Source organism: Rhizorhabdus wittichii (assembly GCF_017607425.1).
Taxonomy (GTDB): domain Bacteria; phylum Pseudomonadota; class Alphaproteobacteria; order Sphingomonadales; family Sphingomonadaceae; genus Rhizorhabdus; species Rhizorhabdus wittichii.
Window position 1 is genome coordinate 3397181 of sequence record NZ_CP059319.1, and the last position, 19394, is coordinate 3416574.

A 19394-nucleotide genomic window follows, 5' to 3' on the forward strand; every position below is an offset into this window, starting at 1 on the left:
GTCTGCGGTGGGTATTGACGTTCGTCCCTGCTCGTTGATGGCGCCGCTGTTGGCGGTCTGCCGGTCGCGGGCGGGGTGGCGGCCCCGCCCGGAACCTCAATGTCCGGTCACTGGTGGATGACCTGGACGGTGGTGAACTCGGCCAGGCCGAGCGTGCCGAATTCGATGCCGATGCCCGACTGCTTGACGCCGCCGAACGGCGCGTCGGGGCGGACCATCGCGTGGCTGTTGATCCAGGCGCTGCCGCATTCGAGCCGGCTGGCGATCGCGACCGCCTTGTCGGCATCGCTCGACCAGACCGAACCGCCCAGGCCGTTCGGATTGTCGTTGGCGCGGGCGACCGCGTCCTCGACGTCGCTGTAGCGGATGATCGGCAGCGCCGGGCCGAACTGCTCCTCGTCGACGATCGCCATGCCTTCCTTGACGTCGGCGAGCAGCGTGACCGGGTAGAACAGGCCGTCGCCCTCGATCGGCGCGCCGCCGCACAGGACGCGCGCGCCGCTCGCCTTGGCGGCGTCGACCAGCATCTTCACGCGCTCGAACTGCATCTTGTTCTGGACGGTGCCGAGCTGGCTGTCGGCGGCCATGCCGTCGCCGGTCTTCACCGCCGAGGCATAGGCGAGCAGCTTGTCGCACAGTTCGTCATAGATCGAGTCATGGACGTAGAGGCGCTTGATCGCGGCGCAGGTCTGGCCGTTGTTGATGAACGCGCCCCAGAAGATCTTCTCGATCGTCGCATCGTCGAGCGCGACGTCGGGCAGGACGATCGCCGCGTCGTTGCCGCCCAGCTCCAGCGTCAGCCGCTTGAGCGAGTCCGCCGCGCTCGCCATCACATGCTTGCCGGTGCGGGTCGATCCGGTGAAGACGATCTTGTCGATGCCGGGGTGGGCGGAGATCGCCCGGCCGATCTCGTCGGACCCGGCGACCGCGTTGAGCACGCCCGGCGGCAGCGCCTCCTGCAGCAGCTCGACCATCCTGAGCGTCGCGATCGGCGTATAGGGCGACGGCTTGAGCACCACCGTGTTGCCGGCGCGCAGCGCGGGCATGATGTGCCAGATCGCGATCATCACCGGGAAGTTCCACGGGGTGATCGACGCGACCACGCCGATCGGCTTGCGGTAGAGCGCGACCCGACCCTTGTCGTCGTCCTGGATGATCTCGACCGGCAGGTCGAGCGCCGCGGTGAAGCGGGTCCAGGCGGCGGCGCCGCCGACCTCCCATTGCGAGCCGAGGCCGGCCATCGGCTTGCCTTGCTCGCGGGTGATCAGCTCGGCCAGCTCGCCGATATTCGCCTCGATGATGTCGGCGAGCCGGTTGACCGCGGCCTTGCGATCGGCGTCCGGGGTCGCCGCCCAGCCGGGGAAGGCGCGTCGCGCCGCCTCGACCGCGCGGTCGAGATCGGCGGAGGTGCCGGCCGGACAGAGCGCGAAGACGCGGCCGTCGGCCGGGTTGATCACGTCGAGATGCTTGTCCGTGGGGACCGTTTTGCCGTCAATGATGAGAGGATAGGCCTGCGTCATGTCCACCGTCTTTTCAAAAGCTGCACCCATCGCGCCCGGATCGTCCGGACGCGCGCCTCCCACCACCGAAAACACGCCGGACAGCGTGCGGCCCATGGGAGAATTCGAAAACTAACCCGTAAATCTTCGACTTAAAATTATGCTTCGACTCGCCTCGACGGGCGTAACGCGGTCTGCCGGGCTCAGGAACGTACATATATCCGGCAGGGCTTGGCTCTATGCTGCGATCATTCCCCGCGCCGATCCCGCCTCATCCTCTCTTTGTGTATAAAATCGAATTTCTTCGACTATCCGCAAAACAGGGGGGCTTGTCAACAGGGCGAAAAGCATGGAAACGGGGTCATGATCACAACCGCGAAAAGCAGGCCGCCGGCGCGCAAGGCGACCCAGGCCCGAGGCCGCGCCCGGCGGGTGGAATTGCTGGAAGCGGCCCGGGCGATGCTCGGCACACAGAACCTGCACCAGATCGGCATGATCGCGGTCGCCGAGACCGCCGGCATCCCCGCCTCGTCGGCCTATCATTTCTTCCCCGAGATCAGCGACCTGTGGAAGGAATTGGCCCGCACCATCGCCACCGCGCAGGCCGAGCTCGACCAGCGCATCCCGCAGAGCGACGAGTGGGAGTCGGTCGTCGAACGCTCGCTCGAATGCCATCAGCGCGCGTTCAACGCCGACCGCGCGGCGCGGCAGCTGATGCTCGGCCCGCACACGCCGCCCGAGATCAAGCATGCGGGCTGCAAGGAGAATTTCCGTTTCGGCACCGCGCTGTGGCAGGCGATGCGGCGGCAGTTCCTGCTGCCCGGCCTCGCCGACTCGCGCGAGCTGTTCTTCAAGGCGCTGCTGATCGCCGACCTGTTCTTCTCGCTGTCGGTGGCCGAGCAGGACCGGGTGAGCGACGAGGCGCTGGCCGAGGCGAAGCTGGCGACGATCGCCTATCTGCGCGCCTATCTGCCGACCCGCCTCGCCCGGATCGAGGAAGGCGGCGAGATTCCGCCGGTGCCCGCGACCGAGGCCTGGGGCGCCCTGGCGCCGGCCGAACAGGCCTGATCCATCCGAAAGCCGGCGGGGATCAGCCCGCCACCACGCCCGCCCGCTCCAGCAGCGCCTGCGCCTGCTTCAGGTGGGGGCGATCGATCATCTTGCCGTCGAGCTTGAGCGCGCCCGCGCCGGGGTTGGCCGCGAAGGCCGCGATCACCGCGCGGGCATGGGCGACCTCCGCCTCGCTGGGGCTGAAGCCGGCGTTGATGATCGCCACCTGCGCCGGATGGATCGCCATCATGCCGGTGAAGCCATCGCGCCGGCCGCGCGCCACATAGGCCTCCAGCCCGGCGGTGTCGGCAATGTCGGGATAGACCGTCTCGATCGCCGCGACCCCGGCGGCGTGCGCGCCGAACAGGGTGAGCGCGCGGACCACCTCATAGGGCTGGGTATAGCTGCCGTCGGGATTGCGCGAGGTCGCCGCGCCGATCGCGGCGGGCAGGTCCTCGGCGCCCCAGGTGAGCCCGGCGAGACGCTCGGCGGCTTCGCCATAGCTGCCGAGCCCGAACACCGCGGCGGGGGTCTCGCTGGCGATCGGCAGGATCGGCGGGCAGTCGCGACCGGCGATCTCGACCAGCTGCCAGACCGAGGCCGCGCCCTGCGCCTTGGGCAGGACCAGCCCGTCGGGCCGGGCGCCGATCACCGCCGCGAGATCGGCGCGGACATGCTCGGAATCGAGCGGATTGATCCGCACGAAGCTGGGCACCGGCCGCGTGCCGCCCAGCCATTCGGCGATCGCCGCGCGCGCCACCGGCTTGTTCTCCGGCGCCACCGAATCCTCGAGGTCGAGGATCAGCGCGTCGGCGCCGCTCGCCGCCGCCTTGGGGAAACGCTCGGGCCTGTCGCCCGGCACGAAGAGCAGGGATCGGATCGTCATGCGGCCGCCTTGCTACGCCCGCGCGCGCTTGGCAAGCGGCTCGGTACGGCTATTCAAGGCGCCGGCTCCTCAGACGATCAGGCTCTAGCGCAGCCCCGCGTTGATCTTGTCGAGCGCCGCCACCGGCGGCACCAGTTCCTCGTCCGACAGCGCGTTGAGCGGCTGCTTCACCGTGCCGAGCGCGTCGTGCAGCTCCTCCGCCTCGGGGTCGACATAGAGCAGGCCGGTGACGATCTCCCCCGCCGCATGGGCATGCTGGAGATAGGAGATCGCGCCGGCATGGTCGGTCGGGTCGTAATCCTCGGCGACCTTGCGGAGCAGCAGCACCGATCCGTCATGCTGGGTCACCTCGGTCAGCGATCCGGGCTCGTAGCTGGCGGTCACCGCCATCCGCGCCATCAGCACGTCGAGCCGGTTCACCGCCTCGTTATGCTCGCGCACCCAGTCGAAGCTCTTGGTCGATCCCTTGTGGTTGTTGAAGGCGATGCAGGGGCTGAGCACGTCGATGAACGCCGCGCCCTTGTGGGTCAGCGCCGCCTTGATCAGCGGCACGAGCTGGTCCTTGTCGCCCGAGAAGCTGCGCGCGACGAAGGTCGCGCCGAGCTGGAGCGCGAGGCCGACCATGTCGATCCCGCTGTCCGAGTTGACGACGCCCTTCTTCGACTTGCTGCCCTTGTCGGCGGTCGCCGAGAACTGCCCCTTGGTGAGGCCATAGACGCCGTTATTCTCGACGATGTAGGTCATGTTGACCCCGCGCCGCATCGCATGGGCGAACTGACCGAGGCCGATCGAGGCGCTGTCGCCGTCGCCCGATACCCCCAGGTAGATCAGCGAGCGATTGGCGAGGTTGGCGCCGGTCAGCACCGACGGCATGCGGCCGTGGACGGTGTTGAAGCCGTGGCTGGCGCCGAGGAAATAGTCGGGCGTCTTCGACGAGCAGCCGATCCCCGACAGCTTGGCGAGGCGGTGCGGCTCCAGGTCGATCTCGAAGCAGGCCTGGACGATCGCGGCGCTGATCGAGTCGTGCCCGCAGCCGGCGCAGAGCGTCGACACCTTCCCCTCATAGTCGCGCCGGGTGAAGCCCAGCGCATTGTGCTTGAGCGACGGATGGTGGAATTGCGGCTTGGCGATATAGGTCATCTCACCATCTCCCCGGCACGGGCCTTGGGCACGCCCATGCCCTTGGCCAGCTCGGCCTGGATGAAGCGCGCCGTGATCGGCGAGCCGTCATAGTTGAGCACTTTCACGAGCCGGGCCGGATCGACCCCGCCCTCGTTGATCAGCAGGGTGCGAAGCTGCGCGTCGCGGTTCTGCTCGACGACGAACACCAGGTCGTGCGCGGCGATGAACTCGAATATCTCGCCCTCGAACGGGAAGGCGCGGACGCGCAGCGCGTCGACCGCGACCCCGTCCGCCTCCAGCCCGGCCAGCGCCTCGTCCATCGCCGGGCTGGTCGACCCGTAATAGATCACGCCATAGCTGGTCTTGCGCGTCGCGCGCCGCACGATCGGCGGCGGGACGAGCGACTTGGCGGTCTCGAACTTGCGCAGCAGCCGCTCCATGTTGTCGACATAGACCGCCCCCTCCTCGCTGTAGCGGGCATAGGGATCGCGCGAGGTGCCGCGGGTGAAGTAGCTGCCCTTGGACGGGTGCGTCGCCGGCAGGGTGCGCCAGGGGATGCCGTCCCCGTCGACATCCTTGTAGCGGCCGAAGTCGGCCCCGGCCTCCAGCATCTCGGCGGTCATGATCTTGCCACGGTCGAGGACGCGATCCTCGTCCCAGCGGAAGGGCTCGATCAGCCATTCGTTCATGCCCATGTCGAGATCGAGCATGACGAAGATCATCGTCTGCAGCCGGTCGGCGAGGTCGAAGGCGAGCGCGCCGAACTCGAAACACTCGTTCGGCCCCTCGGGCAGCAGCAGGACATGCTTGGTGTCGCCATGGCTGGCATAGGCGGCCGACAATATGTCCGATTGCTGGGTGCGGGTCGGCATGCCGGTCGACGGGCCGCCGCGCTGGACGTCGAAGATCACGCCGGGAATCTCGGCGAAATAGCTGAGGCCGATGAACTCCTGCATCAGCGAGACGCCGGGCCCGGAGGTGCAGGTGAAGGCGCGCGCGCCGTTCCAGCCCGCGCCGGTGACCATGCCGATCGAGGCGATCTCGTCCTCCGCCTGGACGATCGCGTAGCGCGCCCCACCGCCTTCTGGGCCGGTCTCGGGATCATGGCGGAGCTTGCGGCAATAGGCGGTGAACGCCTCGGCCAGCGAGGTCGACGGGGTGATCGGATACCAGGCGCAGACGGTGGCGCCGCCATAGACCGCGCCGAGCCCCGCCGCCGTGTTGCCGTCGACGAAGATGCGGTCGCCCACCGCGTCGGCGCGGCGCAGCTTGAGGCCGAGCGGCTTGAGATGGTCGCGAGCATGGTCGAAGCCGATCTGCAGCGCCTCGATATTGGCGGGGATCAGCGCCGGCTTGGCGGCATATTCCTCGGCGAGCAGCGCCTCCACCACCGCGCGCTCGATGCCGAGCAGGAAGGTCAGCGCGCCCAGATAGATGATGTTCTTGAGGATCTTGCGCTTCGACGGCTCGGCATAGGCGGCGTTGCACAGGGCGGTCAGCGGCAGGCCGACGACGGTGATGTCGTCGCGGAACTTCGACGACGGCATCGGCTTGGTGCTGTCGTAGAAGAGATAGCCGCCCGGCTCGATCTCGGCGACGTCGCGGTCCCAGGTCTGCGGGTTCATCGCGACCATCAGGTCGACCCCGCCGCGCCGACCGAGCCAGCCATGGCCGCTCACCCGGATCTCGTACCAGGTCGGCAGGCCCTGGATGTTCGACGGGAAGATGTTGCGCGCGCCGACCGGCACGCCCATCCGCAGGATCGCCTTGACGAACAGGCCGTTGGCGGAGGCCGATCCCGATCCGTTGACGTTGGCGAATTTGACGACGAAGTCGTTGACCGCAGTGATCGGGCGGGTCATCGCGCGCACCCTCCCGCATGGCTCATCTCGACCAGCGTCTTCTGCATGTCCCAGGCTCCGGTCGGGCAGCGCTCGGCGCACAGGCCGCAGTGCAGGCAGACGTCCTCGTCCTTCACCAGCACCCGGCCGGTCGGCAGGGTCGAGGAGACGTAGAGCGCCTGGTCGGGATTGGTCGCCGGCGCGTTGAGCCGGGGCCGCAGCTCGGCCTCGTCGCCATTGACGGTGAAGGTGATGCAGTCGGTCGGGCAGATGTCGACGCAGGCGTCGCATTCGATGCACAGCGTCCGGGTGAACACGGTCTGCACGTCGCAGTTGAGGCAGCGCTGCGTCTCCGCCCAGCTGCGCGGATCGTCGAAGCCCAGTTCGACCTCGGCCTTGACGTCGCCCAGCGCCTCGGCCAGCGGCAGCAGCGGCACCTTCTGCCGGTCCTCGGGCGAGACGTCGTTGTCGTAGCTCCACTCGTGGATGCCCATCTTCTGCGACGACACCCGCACGCCGGGCGGCGGCCGCAGCCGCAGGTCGGCGCCCCGGCAATGATGGTCGATCGAGATCGCCGCCTCATGGCCGTGCGCGACCGCCCAGATGATGTTCTTCGGCCCGAAGGCGGCGTCGCCCCCGAAGAACACCCTGGGGTGGGTCGACTGGAAGGTCGTCTCGTCGACGACGGGCATGCCCCATTTGTCGAAGTCGAGGCCGATGTCGCGCTCGATCCAGGGGAAGCTGTTCTCCTGCCCGATCGCGACCAGCACGTCGTCGCACTCGTGATGCTCGTCGGGCTCGCCGGTCGGTTCGAGCCGGCGGCGGCCCTGCTCGTCGACCACCGGCGCGACCTTCTCGAAGGTGACGCCGGTCAGCCGGCCGTCCGCATGGGTGAAGGCCTTGGGGACCAGATAGTTGAGGATCGGGATGCCCTCGTGCTGGGCGTCCTCCTTCTCCCAGGGCGACGCCTTCATCTCGTCATAGCCCGACCGGACGATGACCTTGACCTCGCCGCCGCCGAGGCGGCGCGAGGTGCGGCAGCAGTCCATCGCGGTGTTGCCGCCGCCGAGCACGATCACGCGCTTGCCGATCGTGTCGACATGGCCGAACGAGACGTTGGCGAGCCAGTCGATGCCGATATGGACGTTGGCGGCGGCCTCGGCGCGGCCGGGGATGTCGAGGTCGCGGCCGCGCGGCGCGCCGGTGCCGACGAAGATCGCGTCATAGTCCCGGCGCAGCAGCGCCGCGAGGCTGTCGACCCGCCGGTTGAGCCGCATCCTCGGGCCCAGCGCGGTGATGAAGCCCATCTCCTCGTCGATCACGCTTTCCGGCAGGCGGAAGCGCGGGATCTGGCTGCGGATCATGCCGCCCGCCTTGGCGTCGGCGTCGTAGACGGTGACGTCGTAGCCGAGCGGGGCGAGATCGCGCGCCACCGTCATCGAGGCGGGCCCGGCGCCGATGCAGGCGACCTTCTTGCCGATCCGCTTCTTCGGCGGCTGCGGCATGCGCGCGGCGACGTCGCCCTTGTTGTCGGCGGCGACCCGCTTCAATCGGCAGATCGCCACCGGCTCCTCGTCGACCCGGCCGCGCCGGCACGCCGGCTCGCACGGGCGGTCGCAGGTCCGGCCGAGGATTCCCGGGAAGACGTTCGATTTCCAGTTGACCATATAGGCGTCGGCATGACGCCCCTGCGCGATCAGGCGGATATATTCCGGGACGGGTGTGTGGGCCGGGCAGGCCCATTGGCAATCGACGACCTTATGGAAATATTCCGGCGCCTCGATGTTGGTAGGCTCCAACGGGCTCAACTCCTCTCCACGCGCTCCCGCGCGCCGGCGGGAAGGACGCTCCCTCTGTCATGCGGGGAGTTCGTCCTGTGGCCGCACAGGAGCAACGCCCGGTCTTACCGCGCCCGAACCGCGCTCGCCAAGCCCGGATCATGAAAATTATGTGACTTCCGCCCTTTCGGTTCGCGCGCGTCGGCAATGGGCACGGGCATCGACAGGGGCAGGACCGCGTTCTATCGCTGTCGCCGTGAGATACGACCGCCGGCACCATGCCGCCCGCAGCACCGACAGCTACGTCTTCCACCAGTTGATTCCGTATATCGGCAACAAGCGGAAGCTGCTGCCGCTGATCGGCCGGGCGATCGAGGCGAGCGGGATCGCGCCCGGCGACGGCTTCGTCGACCTGTTCGCGGGCAGCGGGGTGGTCGCCCGCTACGCCAAGGCGCGCGGCTTCCGGGTGATCGCCAACGACTGGGAACCCTATGCCGAGCAGATCAACCGCTGCCATGTCGGCTGCAACGCCGCGCCCGCCTATCGCGGCCAATCCTATGCGGAGGCGATCGCGCGGCTGAACGCGCTGCCGCCGATCGAGGGCTGGGTGACCGGCCATCTCTGCCCCGACGACGACGAGCGCTACGAGATCGGCCGCGACCGGCTGTTCTACATGCGCAAGAACGGGATGCGGATCGACGCGATCCGCGCCGAGATCGAGCGGCTGACCGTCGAGGAGCGGCTCGACACGGCGCAGGCCGCCTGCCTGCTCGCGCCGCTGCTCTACCAATGCTGCTACACCAGCAACACGTCGGGCGTGTTCAAGGGCTTCCACGCCGGCTGGGGCGGCAGCAACGGCACCGCGCTCTACCGGATCGGCGCCGACCTGGCGCTCGAACCCGCCATCTTCCACGACAACGGCCAGCCGAACGAGGTCACCCGGATCGACGCGCAGCGCTTCGGGCGCGAGCATGGCCGGAGCTACGACTTCGTCTATGTCGATCCGCCCTACAACCAGCATCCTTATGGATCGAACTATCATGTCCTCAACAGCGTCGCGCTGTGGGACAAGCCGGCGCTCAGCCCGAAGATCAGCGGCCGGGGCGACAAGTCGGCGATCCGGCTCGACTGGCGGACCGAGCGGCGCAGTCCCTACAACAGCGCGCGCCACGCGGAGCAGGCGTTCCGCGAGCTGATCGACGGGCTGCCGGCGCGCTGGATCGCGATCAGCTACAGCACCGACGGCAACATCCCGCTGATCGAGATGGCGCGCGCCTGCTGCGACCGGGGCGCGGTCACCCCCTTCATCCAGCCCTACAAGCGCTACCGGGTCAGCGCCCAGCGCTTCTCGCCCAAGCCGCTCAACGCCGAGTTCGTGCTGCTGATCGACACCGCCGCCCGCGCCGGTCGCCCGGCCGAGGCGATCTGCGACGCGATCCTCGCCGAGGAACGCCGCGCGCTCGGCGCGCATCGCGAGGGAGCCCTGTGAAACATCCGTCATCCCGGCGGAGGCCGGGATCTCGGGAGGGTCGCGGCGAGGTCGCCGCAGGAGCCCGCTGAGATGCCGGCCTCCGCCGGCATGACGTGCATGCGAACATGTACGCGGCAGTCCCCGGGTGCTAGAAGGGAGACGTGGGGGAACGGACATGCCGCACCTGCCGGATTTCGAAGCCTGGGCGATCTTCGCCAAGGTCGCCGAGAAAGGCTCGTTCAGCCAGGCCGCCGAGGATCTCGGCCTCGCCAAGACGACCGTGTCCAAGGCGATCAGCCGGCTCGAGGAGCGGATGCGGACCACCCTGCTCCACCGCACCACGCGCAAGCTGTCGCTGACCGAGAGCGGCCGGCTGTCGCTCGACCGCGCGCTCAGGATCATGGCCGACGGCGTCGCGATCGAGGCCGACATCCTCGAGGAGGCGGCGATCCCGCGCGGGCTGATCCGGGTCGCCTGCTCGACCGGCTTCGGCGAGACCGCGCTCGCCCCGATGCTCCCCGCCTTCATGGCGGCCTATCCCGACATCCGGCTCGACATCACCTTCAGCGAACAGCGCGTCGACCTCGTCGCCGAGGGCTATGACCTCGCCATCCAGATCGGCGACAATGCCGAGGACAGCTCGCTGCGGATCAGCCGGCTGCTGACGCTGCGCCGCCGGGTGACCGCCGCGCCGTCGCTGATCGAGCGCCACGGCCGGCCGCGCCACCCCTCCGACCTCGCCCATTATCCGATGCTGATCCCCTCGCACGTCCCCTGGGGGCGCGAGGTCGACTTCACCGGCCCCGTCGACGAGCATTTCCACGTGCCGGTGTCGGGCGCGCTGCACATGAACAGCACGCTCGGGCTGATGCACGCGCTGCTCGCCGGGGTCGGCGCTTCGGCGGTGCCCGAATATTTCACCTGGGAAGCGACCCGCGACGGCCTGCTGGTCGACCTGTTCCCCGACTGGACGATACCGTCCTCGCCGATCTGCATCGTCACCCCGCCCGGCCGCGCCCGACCGGCGCGGGTGCGCGCGCTGCTCGAATTCCTGCGCGAGCAATTCTCCTCGCTGCCCTGGGCCCAGGGCATCGAGCGGTAGTCCTCTCTCCCGAGGGTCGGGGACCTAGACGATCCGGACGTCCACCCGCGCGTCGCCGCGCATCGCCTTCGAATAGGGGCAGCGGGCGTGCGCCGCCGCAACGAGCCGCGCGGCGACGGCATCGTCGAGGCCGGCGAGGTCGATCGACAGATCGACCGACAGCGCCGCGTCCGCGTCGTCGGACAGGGAAACCTCGGCGGTGACGTTGCCGTCGGGGGCGATGGCGACGCCCTCCTCCGCGGCGGCGCGGCGCAGCGCGGAGAGGAAGCAGGCGGCATAGGCGGCCGCGAAGAGCTGTTCGGGAGTGGTGCCCCGGCCGACCGGATCGGCGGGATCGTCGAGCCGGACCCGAAGCCGTCCGTCGGCGCTCGCCGCGCCGCCGACCCGGCCGCCGATGGCGGTGGCGCGGGCCCGGTAGAGGGAGGTCTTCGATCGCATCGATCGGCCGCCTTCGAAAGGGGGGGTACGCCGCCCGGCCAGGGGTTCGAGAATGCCGGGCGGCGCGGAAGGCCATCCAACGATCGGCCGCGAAACGATTAGCCGGGCGATGGTCACTTCACTGGTGACGAAAAGACAATAATCCTTCCCTAATCCCGGCCCGGCGCCCGGTCGGGCGCTTCCCTGCATCCGTAACGATTAGAGCCTAATTGCCACCTCTATTGTGCACATTTGGTGGATAATCCTCGACCGGCCCGCCGCTTATCTCCCCCCAGGTCCACCGATCCAGGGAAGATGCCATGCCCCGTTCGATCCCGCTCCGTCGCCCGGCGCTGCTCGCCGGCCTCGTCGCGACCCTGCTGTCGGGTTGCGCGGCGGTGCCGCAGGTCCGGCCGCAGGTGCAGGCCGCTTCCACCGCGACGGCCGGCCTCGACGGCGGCGCGGCGCTGGCGCCGGTCGGCGACTGGTGGCACGGCTTCGGCGATCCGCAGCTCGACCGGATCATGGCCGAGGCGCTGGCCGGCAATCCCTCGCTCGACGTCGCGATGGCGCGGCTGGCGCGGGCGCAGGCCGGGATCGCCGCGAACAAGGCCGGGCTGCTGCCGCAGGTCGGCGTCGACGCCTCGGCGATCCGCCAGCGGCTCAGCGAGAAATACATCATCCCGCCGCCCTATGGCGGCTCCAACCGTTGGATCGGCGACGCCCAGGCGAAGCTCGACTGGTCGCTCGACCTCGCCGGCCGGCAGAAGGCGTTGGTCGCGCAGGCGGGCGCCTCGGCCGACGCCGCCGCGCTCGACGTCGAGGCGGCGCGGGTGACGCTGTCGGGCGCGGTCGCGCAAAGCTATGTCGACCTCGCCCGCGCCACCGAGCAGGCGCGCATCGCCCGGCGCTTCGTCGCCTCGCGCGAGGAGCAGCTCCGGCTCGCCGGCACCCGCAAGCGCACCGACCTGGGCAGCGACTTCGACCTGCGCGCCGCCGAGACGCTGCTCGCCGAGGCGCGCCAGGCCGAGATCCGCGCCGAGGGCACCCGCCAGCTCATGGTCCACGCGCTCGCCGCGCTCGCCGGGCGCGGCGCCGACTATCATGCCGCGATCACCGACCCGACGATCCGGCTCGACGCTGCGCTGCCGGTCCCGGACGCGCTGCCCGCCGACCTGCTCGGCCGCCGCCCCGACATCCTCGCCGCCCGCGCCCGGATCGAGGCGGCCGAGGCGGGCCGCAAGGTCGCCCGCGCCGATTTCTACCCCGACATCGACCTGAAGGGCTTCATCGGCCTGCAGGCGATCGGCCTCGGCGCGCTGTTCACCGGCGGCGCGGCGGCCTATGGCGCCGGCCCGGCGCTGCACCTGCCGATCTTCGAGGGCGGCCGGCTCAAGGCCAATTACAAGGGCGCGGTCGCCGGGATCGACGAGGCGGTCGCCAGCTATAACGGCGCCGTCGTCGGCGCGGTCCGCGAGACCGCCGACGCGCTCTCCGCGATCGCCACCAACGCCGCCGACGCCGCCGAGCAGCACAAGGTCGTCGCCGGGCTGGGCGAGACCGTCCGGCTCGACGAGGTGCGGCTGCGCACCGGGCTCGGCGCGCGGCTCGACGTGCTCGACGCGGGCGACCGGCTGCTCGCCGCCAACCAGCGCGAGGTCGACCTCGCCGCCGACGGCGCCGCCGCCCGCATCCGCCTGCTCGTCGCGGTCGGCGGCAGCTTCGATCCGCACAGCCGCCAGAATCTCGCATCGGCCGCCGGTGCCGACGCCGCAGGGAGATAAGCCATGAACGCCCACACCCAGATCCAGAAGGACGAGACCGTCGAGCGGCAGCAGGCGCTCCGCACCCGCAAGCGCGGCTTCCTGATGCTCGGCGCGGCGGTGCTGATCGCCGGCGCGGCCTATGGCGGCTACGAGCTGCTCGCGCCGAGCAGCGAGACGACCGACGACGCCTATGTCGCGGGCGACGTGGTGGCGATCACCGCGCGCGAGCCGGGCACGGTGCTGGCGATCAACGCCGACAACACCGAGAGCGTCAGGCGCGGCCAGACGCTGATCGAGTTCGACCCCGCCACCGCCGACGCGCAGATGGCCTCGGCCGAGGCCAGCCTCGCCCGTGCGGTGCGCTCGGTCCGCTCCGACTTCTCCAAGGTCGACGAGACCGGCGCCGAGATCCTCCAGGCCGAGGCCGAGCTGGCCCGCGCCCGCAACGACCTGGCGCGCCGCCGCGCCGCCGCCGCCGAGGGCGCGGTGTCGGGCGAGGAGGTGGCGCACGCCGCCGACAGCGTCCGCACCGCCGCCGCCGCGCTCACCCTCGCCCGCAGCCGGCAGGCGCAGGCGCGCTCGACGGTCGAGGGCACCCGGGTCGAGACCAATCCCGACGTGCTCGCCGCCGTCGCCGCCGTCCGCCGCGCCGCGATCGTCCAGGGGCATATGCACCTGATCGCTCCGCTCGACGGCGTCGTCGCGCAGCGCACCGTCCAGCTCGGCCAGCAGGTCAATGCCGGCACGCCGCTGATGGCGGTGGTGCCGCTCGACCGGCTGTGGATCGACGCCAATTTCCGCGAGACCCAGATCGCCGAACTGCGGGTCGGGCAGCCGGTCGAGATCAGGACCGACATCTATGGCGGCGCGGTCACCTATCATGGCAAGCTGCTCGGCCTCGGCGCGGGCAGCGGCAACGCCTTCGCGCTGCTGCCGCCGCAGAACGCCAGCGGCAACTGGATCAAGATCGCCCAGCGCGTGCCGGTCCGCATCGCGCTCGACCCCGCCGAGCTGCGCGCCAACCCGCTCAGGATCGGCGTGTCGGCCAAGGTGACGGTCGACACCAGCGACCATCGCGGCGTCCCCGTCGCCCGCGTCGCCGCCCCGCCGGTGCCGCGCCAGACGAGCCAGGACGGCGGCCCCCGGGTCGAGGCGCGGATCGCCTCGATCATCGCCGCCAACAGCGGTGGCCGGGCATCGATCCGGTGAGCGCCGCCGCGTCGGCGGAGCCGGCGCCGCTGGGCGGCGTCGCGCTCGGCGCCGCGGCGGTGGCGCTCGCGCTCGGCACCTTCATGCAGGTGCTCGACACGACCATCGCCAACGTCTCGCTGACCACCATTGCCGGCAATCTCGGCGTCAGCTCGGACAGCTCGACCTGGGTGATCACCGCCTTCGCGGTCGCCAACGGCGTCACCGTGCCGCTGACCGGCTGGCTGATGCGCCGCTTCGGCGTGGTGCGCACCTTCGTCGTCTCGGTGATCCTGTTCACCCTCGCCTCGCTGCTGTGCGGCATCGCCTGGAGCCTGCCCTCGCTGATCCTGTTCCGCGTCCTGCAGGGCGCGGTGTCGGGGCCGATGATCCCGGGCAGCCAGGCGCTGCTGATCTCGATCTTCCCGCCCGAGCGGCGATCGACCGCGCTCGGCATCTGGTCGATGACGACGCTGGTCGGCCCGGTCGCGGGGCCGATCCTGGGCGGCTACATCTCCGACAATTACCATTGGGGCTGGATCTTCCTGATCAACGTCCCCGTCGGCCTCGCCTCGGCCTTCATCTCCTGGCGCTTCATGAAGAGCCGCGAGACGGCGACCGCGAAGCTGCCGATCGACGCGGTCGGGCTCGGCCTGCTCGCCTTCTGGGTCGGCTGCCTCCAGGTCTTCCTCGACCTCGGCAAGAACGAGGACTGGTTCCACTCGCCGTTCATCACGACGATGGCGCTGCTCGCGGCGATCGGCTTCGTCGCCTGGCTGATCTGGGAGCTGACCGAGGAGCGGCCGGCGGTCGACCTGTCGCTGTTCGCCAACCGCAACTTCGCGCTCGGCACGGCGGCGCTGACGCTCGGCTATGCGGTGTTCTTCGGCAACACGCTGCTGCTGCCGCTCTGGCTCCAGCAGCAGCTCGGCTACACCGCGACCTGGGCGGGCCTGGTCTCGGCGCCCAGCGGCATCGTCTCGGTGATCGCGACGCCGTTCGTCGCCCGCCTGTCGGGCAAGGTCGACGCGCGCTGGCTGGCGAGCTTCGCCTTCGTCGCCTTCGCCGCCTCCTATCTGATGCGCAGCGGCTACACGACGCAGACCGACTATTTTCATTTCATGCTGCCGATGCTGGTGCAGGGGCTGGGGATGAGCACCTTCTTCGTGGCGATGCTCAGCATCTCGCTCGACGGCGTGTCGGCCGAGCGGACCCCGTCGGCGACGGGCCTGTCCAACTTCGCCCGCATCACCGGCAGCAGCTTCGCCGCCTCGCTGGTGACGACGATGTGGGACCGGCGCGAGGCGCTGCACCAGAGCCGGCTGGCCGACGCCAGCTCACCCTTCGATCCGGTGTTCCGCCACGCCGCCGACGCGCTCGGCCAGCTCGGCCTGACCGCGCAGCAGGGCTATGGCGTGCTGACCCGCGAGATGGTGGGCCAGGCCTATCTGCTCTCGTCGAACGACATCTTCCGGGCCAGCGCCTGGGCGATGATGGCGATGATCGCGATCGTCTGGATCGTCCGGAAGCCCGCGCCGCTGACCGGCCCGGTGGCGGCAGACTGAAGCGCGGCCTGGTTCAGTCGACCACCGGCAGCAGGATCGCGCTGGCGGTGGCGCCGCCGGTCAGGATGCTCTGGGTCGCCTTGCGATAATCGCCCGGCTTCGCGTCGAAGATGTTCGCGACATAGCTTTGCGGGTTGCGATCGTAGAGCGGGAACCAGCTCGACTGGACCTGCACCATGATGCGGTGGCCGGGCATGAAGCTGTGGTTCACGGTCGGCAGTTCGAACCGGTAATGCTCCGCCTTGCCGGGCTCGAGCGCGCGCGGCTTGTCGAAGCCGTCGACATAGCGGCCCCGGAAGATCTCCATGCCGATGCCGAGCTGGTAGCCGGCCAGCCTGGGCTCGGCGCTCATCTCGTCGGGATAGACGTCGATCAGCTTGACCACCCAGTCGCTGTCGGTGCCGCTGGTCGCGGCGAACAGGTCGACCATCGGCCGGCCGAGGATGTGGACCGGCGCGGCGAGCGGCTCGGTGACATAGGTCAGCACGTCGGGCCGGCCGTCGGCGAAGCGCTGGTCGGCGACCAGCCAGGGCTTCCAGACGTCGGCGCTGTCCCAGTCGATCGGACGCGGCAGGAAGGGCACCGGCTTGGCGGGGTCGGAGACATAGTCGTCCTTGCCGGCCGCATCGGCGCGGTTCCAGTCGAGCGCCGCCCCGGCCTGGAGGTAGAGCGGCTTCAGCTTGGTGTCGAAGATCGCCGCGCTCGCCTGCCAGCGGTTGCGCCCGCTGTCATAGGTCAGCACCGGCGCGATCGAGACGCGCGGCGCGCCGCCCTTGAGATACTGGTCGAGGAACGGCTTCATCACGTCGCGGCGGAACTGCAGCGCGGTGTCGCCGGTGAAGCGCAGCGGGCCGAGCGCGGAGCCGTCATAATTGACCCCGCTGTGCCGCCAGGGCCCGACGACGAGGTGGAGCCGCCCGTCCTTGTCCTTCGGCTTCAGCGCGCGATAGACCGCCGGCGCGCCATAGCTGTCCTCCTGGTCCCACTGCCCGACCACGAGCATCATCGGCACGGTGAAGGGCCGCGCGGCGAGCAGCCTGTCGACCGCCTGCTCGCGCCAATAATCGTCATAGGCGGGATGCTCGGCCATCTTGCGCGCGACCGGGAAGGCGTCGAGCCCATAGGCGCGGGCATAGTCGCCCGCCGACCCCGCCTTCAGCCACAGCGCATAGCGATCGCCGGTGCCCGACGCGACCGGATCGCCGTCGTCCTTCGACGCCATCTGCCCGGTCAGATAATCATAGCTGTTCTGGCGGAAGGCGCCGTTGTGGAACCAATCGTCGCCCATCCAGCCGTCGACCATCGGGCTCATCGGCACCACCGCGCGCAGCGCCGGATGCGGGTCGATCGTCGCCATCAGCGTGGTGAAGCCCGGATAGGAGGAGCCGGTCATCCCGACCCGCCCGTTGCTCTCGGGCAGGTTCTTCACCAGCCAGTCGATCGTGTCCCAGGCGTCGGTCGCATGGTCGACCTTCGTGTGGTTGAGCGGCCCGCGCAGCGGCCGGTTCATCACATAGTCGCCCTCGGACCCGTTGCGCCCGCGCACGTCCTGGTAGACGCGGATATAACCGTCGTCGACGAACTCGGCATCGGCGACCGGCAATATCTCCTCGATCCTCTGGCTCGGGTTGCGGCTGGTCGTCTTGGCGGCGTTATAGGGGGTGCGGGTCAGCAGGATCGGCGCGTTGTTGGTGCCCTTGCGCATGACGATCACGGTGAACAGCTTCTTGCCGTCGCGCATCGGGATCATCACCTCGCGCCGGACATAGTCGGCCTGCGGCGTCACCGCGTCGAACCCCTTGGGCGGGATGTCGGGGGTCATCGGCGGGGTCTGGGCGGCCGCGACGGCGGCAAATGCGACAAGCGTCACCGCGCCGAGAATATGTCGCTTGGTCATGGAAGCACTCCGAAGGGGATGTGATGCGACGCTATCTCGATCGTCATCCCGGCGAAAGCCGGGATCTCCCTGCCTTCCCGTGGCTGACGGGACAGACGGGAAGAGAGATCCTGGCTTTCGCCAGGATGACGATAAGGAAGATAAAGTTGTTCCGCCCGCATGGCGGAGGCGCTACAGGCCGGGCGCATGATCCTCGTCATCGACAATTATGACAGCTTCACCTGGAACCTGGTCCATTATCTGATGGAGCTGGGCGCCGAGGTCGAGGTCGTCCGCAACGACGCGATCGGCGTCGGCCAGGCGATGTCGAGCGGGGCGGAGGCGTTCCTGATCTCGCCCGGCCCCTGCACCCCGAACGAGGCGGGCATCTCGCTCGAGCTGGTCGGCGCCTGCGCGGCGGCGGGGCGGCCGCTGCTCGGCGTGTGCCTCGGCCACCAGTCGATCGGGCAATATTTCGGCGGCCGGGTGATCCGCGCGCCCGAGCTGATGCACGGCAAGACCAGCTCGATCCTCCACGACGGCACCGGCCTGTTCGAGGGCCTGCCTTCGCCCTTCACCGCGACCCGCTACCATTCGCTGATCGTGCCCGAGGAGGACATGCCCGCCGAGCTGCTGGTCAACGCGCGCACCCCCGACGGGCAGGTGATGGGCGTGCGCCACGCGACGCTGCCGATCCACGGCGTCCAGTTCCATCCCGAAAGCATCGCCACCGAGCATGGCCATGCGATGCTCGCCAATTTCATGCGCGGCGCCGGCATCGCGGTGAAGGAGCGCGCCTGACCTTGGCCCGGACGCCCCTGCCCGATCCGCGCGTCCCGCTCGACCAGCATGACGCCCATGAGGTGTTCGCGGCGATCCTCGACGGCGTCCATGACGAGGAGAGCCTGGTCGCCTTTCTCGACGGGATCAGCGCGCGCGACGAGACCAGCGCCGAGATCGCCGGCGCGGCGGCGGCGATGCGTGAGCGGATGATCCCGGTGGCGGCGCCGGCCGACGCGATCGACGTCTGCGGCACCGGCGGCGACGGCGCCCACAGCCTCAACGTCTCGACCGCGGTGGCGATCGTCGTCGCGGCGGCCGGGGTGCCGGTCGCCAAGCACGGCAACCGGGCGGCCTCGTCCAAGGCGGGGGCGGCCGACACGCTGGAGGCGCTCGGCCTCGACCTCGACCGCGCCTCCGACCGCGCCGAGGCGAGCCTGAACGAGATCGGCATCTGCTTCCTGTTCGCGCAGAAGCACCATCCGGCGCTCAAGCCGCTCGGCCCGGTGCGCAAGCGGATCGGCCGGCGGACGATCTTCAACCTGACCGGGCCGATCTGCAATCCGGCCGGGGTGCGCCGCCAGCTGATCGGCGTCGCCCGGCCCGACTATCTGTCGACCTATGCCGGCGCGCTCGACCGGCTCGGCTGCGACGCGGCGATGATGGTGTCGGGCGACGAGCCGCTCGACGAGCTGTCGATCGGCGGGCCGAGCAGCATCATCCGGCTGGGCGCGATCGGCGCCGGGCTCGAACGGTTCGAGCCCGAGGCGGCGGGCCTGCCGCGCCATCCGCTCGACGCGATCCGCGGCGGCGACGCCGCCTATAACGGCGCGGCGCTCGGCCGGCTGCTCGACGGGGAGGCCGGCGCCTATCGCGACGCGGTGCTGCTCAACGCCGCCGCCGCGCTGATCGTCGCCGGCCGCGCCGCCGACTGGGCCGGGGGCATCGCCGTCGCCGCCGAGGCGATCGACAGCGGACGCGCCCGCGCGCTGCTCGCCCGCTGGATCGGCTTCTAGGACGTTTCGGGCTTCGATCGAAGCCGTCGACCTTCCC

General features: G+C 69.9%; 15 protein-coding genes. 8 read left to right on the plus strand and 7 right to left on the minus strand.

Translation table 11 applies throughout. The features are described from left to right. Window positions 1-107: 107 nt before the first annotated feature. A complete protein-coding gene (locus tag HRJ34_RS16315) occupies window positions 108-1616 on the minus strand; it encodes an aldehyde dehydrogenase family protein (RefSeq protein ID WP_200859931.1) in 1509 nt (502 codons plus the stop codon). A 246-nt stretch (window positions 1617-1862) separates the two neighbouring features. On the opposite strand from HRJ34_RS16315, the gene HRJ34_RS16320 reads away from it, so the two are divergent. After that, window positions 1863-2567 (plus strand): TetR/AcrR family transcriptional regulator, encoded by a 705-nt coding sequence (locus HRJ34_RS16320; protein WP_012049429.1) that lies wholly within the window; start codon window positions 1863-1865, stop codon window positions 2565-2567. Window positions 2568-2589: 22 nt separating this feature from the next. Here HRJ34_RS16320 and HRJ34_RS16325 read toward each other — a convergent pair whose 3' ends face one another. From HRJ34_RS16325 to HRJ34_RS16340, 4 genes are all read right to left on the minus strand, one after another. Beyond that, complete coding sequence (locus HRJ34_RS16325) at window positions 2590-3435, minus strand: HpcH/HpaI aldolase/citrate lyase family protein (protein WP_208631841.1); 846 nt, start codon at window positions 3433-3435, stop codon at window positions 2590-2592. 84 nt (window positions 3436-3519) lie between these two features. Next, window positions 3520-4575, minus strand: coding sequence for a 2-oxoacid:ferredoxin oxidoreductase subunit beta (locus tag HRJ34_RS16330; RefSeq protein WP_208631842.1), 1056 nt, complete (start codon window positions 4573-4575; stop codon window positions 3520-3522). Further along, a complete protein-coding gene (locus HRJ34_RS16335) occupies window positions 4572-6419 on the minus strand; it encodes a 2-oxoacid:acceptor oxidoreductase subunit alpha (RefSeq protein WP_208631843.1) in 1848 nt (615 codons plus the stop codon). The genes HRJ34_RS16330 and HRJ34_RS16335 overlap by 4 nt, the downstream gene beginning before the upstream one ends. Next, window positions 6416-8197: an FAD-dependent oxidoreductase gene (locus tag HRJ34_RS16340; protein WP_226948816.1), complete on the minus strand. Its 1782-nt coding sequence runs from the start codon at window positions 8195-8197 to the stop codon at window positions 6416-6418. The genes HRJ34_RS16335 and HRJ34_RS16340 overlap by 4 nt, the downstream gene beginning before the upstream one ends. A gap of 235 nt (window positions 8198-8432) precedes the next feature. Between HRJ34_RS16340 and HRJ34_RS16345 the strand changes: the two genes are divergently transcribed. After that, window positions 8433-9665 (plus strand): DNA adenine methylase, encoded by a 1233-nt coding sequence (locus HRJ34_RS16345; RefSeq protein WP_041379301.1) that lies wholly within the window; start codon window positions 8433-8435, stop codon window positions 9663-9665. A gap of 157 nt (window positions 9666-9822) precedes the next feature. After that, window positions 9823-10749: a LysR family transcriptional regulator gene (locus HRJ34_RS16350; RefSeq protein WP_208631846.1), complete on the plus strand. Its 927-nt coding sequence runs from the start codon at window positions 9823-9825 to the stop codon at window positions 10747-10749. Between the two features lie 24 nt (window positions 10750-10773). Here HRJ34_RS16350 and HRJ34_RS16355 read toward each other — a convergent pair whose 3' ends face one another. Further along, complete coding sequence (locus HRJ34_RS16355; protein ID WP_208631847.1) at window positions 10774-11187, minus strand: Ohr family peroxiredoxin; 414 nt, start codon at window positions 11185-11187, stop codon at window positions 10774-10776. Between the two features lie 299 nt (window positions 11188-11486). Between HRJ34_RS16355 and HRJ34_RS16360 the strand changes: the two genes are divergently transcribed. From HRJ34_RS16360 to HRJ34_RS16370, 3 genes are read left to right on the plus strand one after another with little or no spacing between them, the layout of a single operon-like run. Then, window positions 11487-12950: an efflux transporter outer membrane subunit gene (locus tag HRJ34_RS16360; RefSeq protein ID WP_208631848.1), complete on the plus strand. Its 1464-nt coding sequence runs from the start codon at window positions 11487-11489 to the stop codon at window positions 12948-12950. A 3-nt stretch (window positions 12951-12953) separates the two neighbouring features. Next, complete coding sequence (locus HRJ34_RS16365; protein ID WP_208631849.1) at window positions 12954-14141, plus strand: HlyD family secretion protein; 1188 nt, start codon at window positions 12954-12956, stop codon at window positions 14139-14141. Next, window positions 14138-15685 (plus strand): DHA2 family efflux MFS transporter permease subunit, encoded by a 1548-nt coding sequence (locus HRJ34_RS16370; RefSeq protein ID WP_208631850.1) that lies wholly within the window; start codon window positions 14138-14140, stop codon window positions 15683-15685. The genes HRJ34_RS16365 and HRJ34_RS16370 overlap by 4 nt, the downstream gene beginning before the upstream one ends. A gap of 13 nt (window positions 15686-15698) precedes the next feature. On the opposite strand, the gene HRJ34_RS16375 is transcribed toward HRJ34_RS16370, so the two are convergent. Continuing rightward, on the minus strand, window positions 15699-17582 hold the full coding sequence (locus tag HRJ34_RS16375) for a CocE/NonD family hydrolase (protein ID WP_029995360.1): 1884 nt from the start codon (window positions 17580-17582) through the stop codon (window positions 15699-15701). A gap of 186 nt (window positions 17583-17768) precedes the next feature. Between HRJ34_RS16375 and HRJ34_RS16380 the strand changes: the two genes are divergently transcribed. Then, the gene (locus tag HRJ34_RS16380) at window positions 17769-18362 is read left to right on the plus strand and encodes an anthranilate synthase component II (RefSeq protein ID WP_029548558.1); all 594 of its coding nucleotides are present in this window, start codon (window positions 17769-17771) and stop codon (window positions 18360-18362) included. A 2-nt stretch (window positions 18363-18364) separates the two neighbouring features. Further along, window positions 18365-19357 (plus strand): anthranilate phosphoribosyltransferase, encoded by a 993-nt coding sequence (gene trpD, locus HRJ34_RS16385; RefSeq protein ID WP_012049416.1) that lies wholly within the window; start codon window positions 18365-18367, stop codon window positions 19355-19357. Window positions 19358-19394: the final 37 nt, after the last annotated feature.

Coding starts and splice junctions, on each gene's coding strand:
- HRJ34_RS16380 (WP_029548558.1), top strand. CDS start 17,769: ATGATCCTCGTCATCGACAATTATGACAGCTTCACCTGGAACCTGGTC.
- HRJ34_RS16325 (WP_208631841.1), bottom strand. CDS start 3,435: ATGACGATCCGATCCCTGCTCTTCGTGCCGGGCGACAGGCCCGAGCGT.
- HRJ34_RS16335 (WP_208631843.1), bottom strand. CDS start 6,419: ATGACCCGCCCGATCACTGCGGTCAACGACTTCGTCGTCAAATTCGCC.
- HRJ34_RS16355 (WP_208631847.1), bottom strand. CDS start 11,187: ATGCGATCGAAGACCTCCCTCTACCGGGCCCGCGCCACCGCCATCGGC.
- HRJ34_RS16360 (WP_208631848.1), top strand. CDS start 11,487: ATGCCCCGTTCGATCCCGCTCCGTCGCCCGGCGCTGCTCGCCGGCCTC.
- HRJ34_RS16375 (WP_029995360.1), bottom strand. CDS start 17,582: ATGACCAAGCGACATATTCTCGGCGCGGTGACGCTTGTCGCATTTGCC.
- HRJ34_RS16315 (WP_200859931.1), bottom strand. CDS start 1,616: ATGGGCCGCACGCTGTCCGGCGTGTTTTCGGTGGTGGGAGGCGCGCGT.
- HRJ34_RS16365 (WP_208631849.1), top strand. CDS start 12,954: ATGAACGCCCACACCCAGATCCAGAAGGACGAGACCGTCGAGCGGCAG.
- HRJ34_RS16350 (WP_208631846.1), top strand. CDS start 9,823: ATGCCGCACCTGCCGGATTTCGAAGCCTGGGCGATCTTCGCCAAGGTC.
- HRJ34_RS16320 (WP_012049429.1), top strand. CDS start 1,863: ATGATCACAACCGCGAAAAGCAGGCCGCCGGCGCGCAAGGCGACCCAG.
- HRJ34_RS16330 (WP_208631842.1), bottom strand. CDS start 4,575: ATGACCTATATCGCCAAGCCGCAATTCCACCATCCGTCGCTCAAGCAC.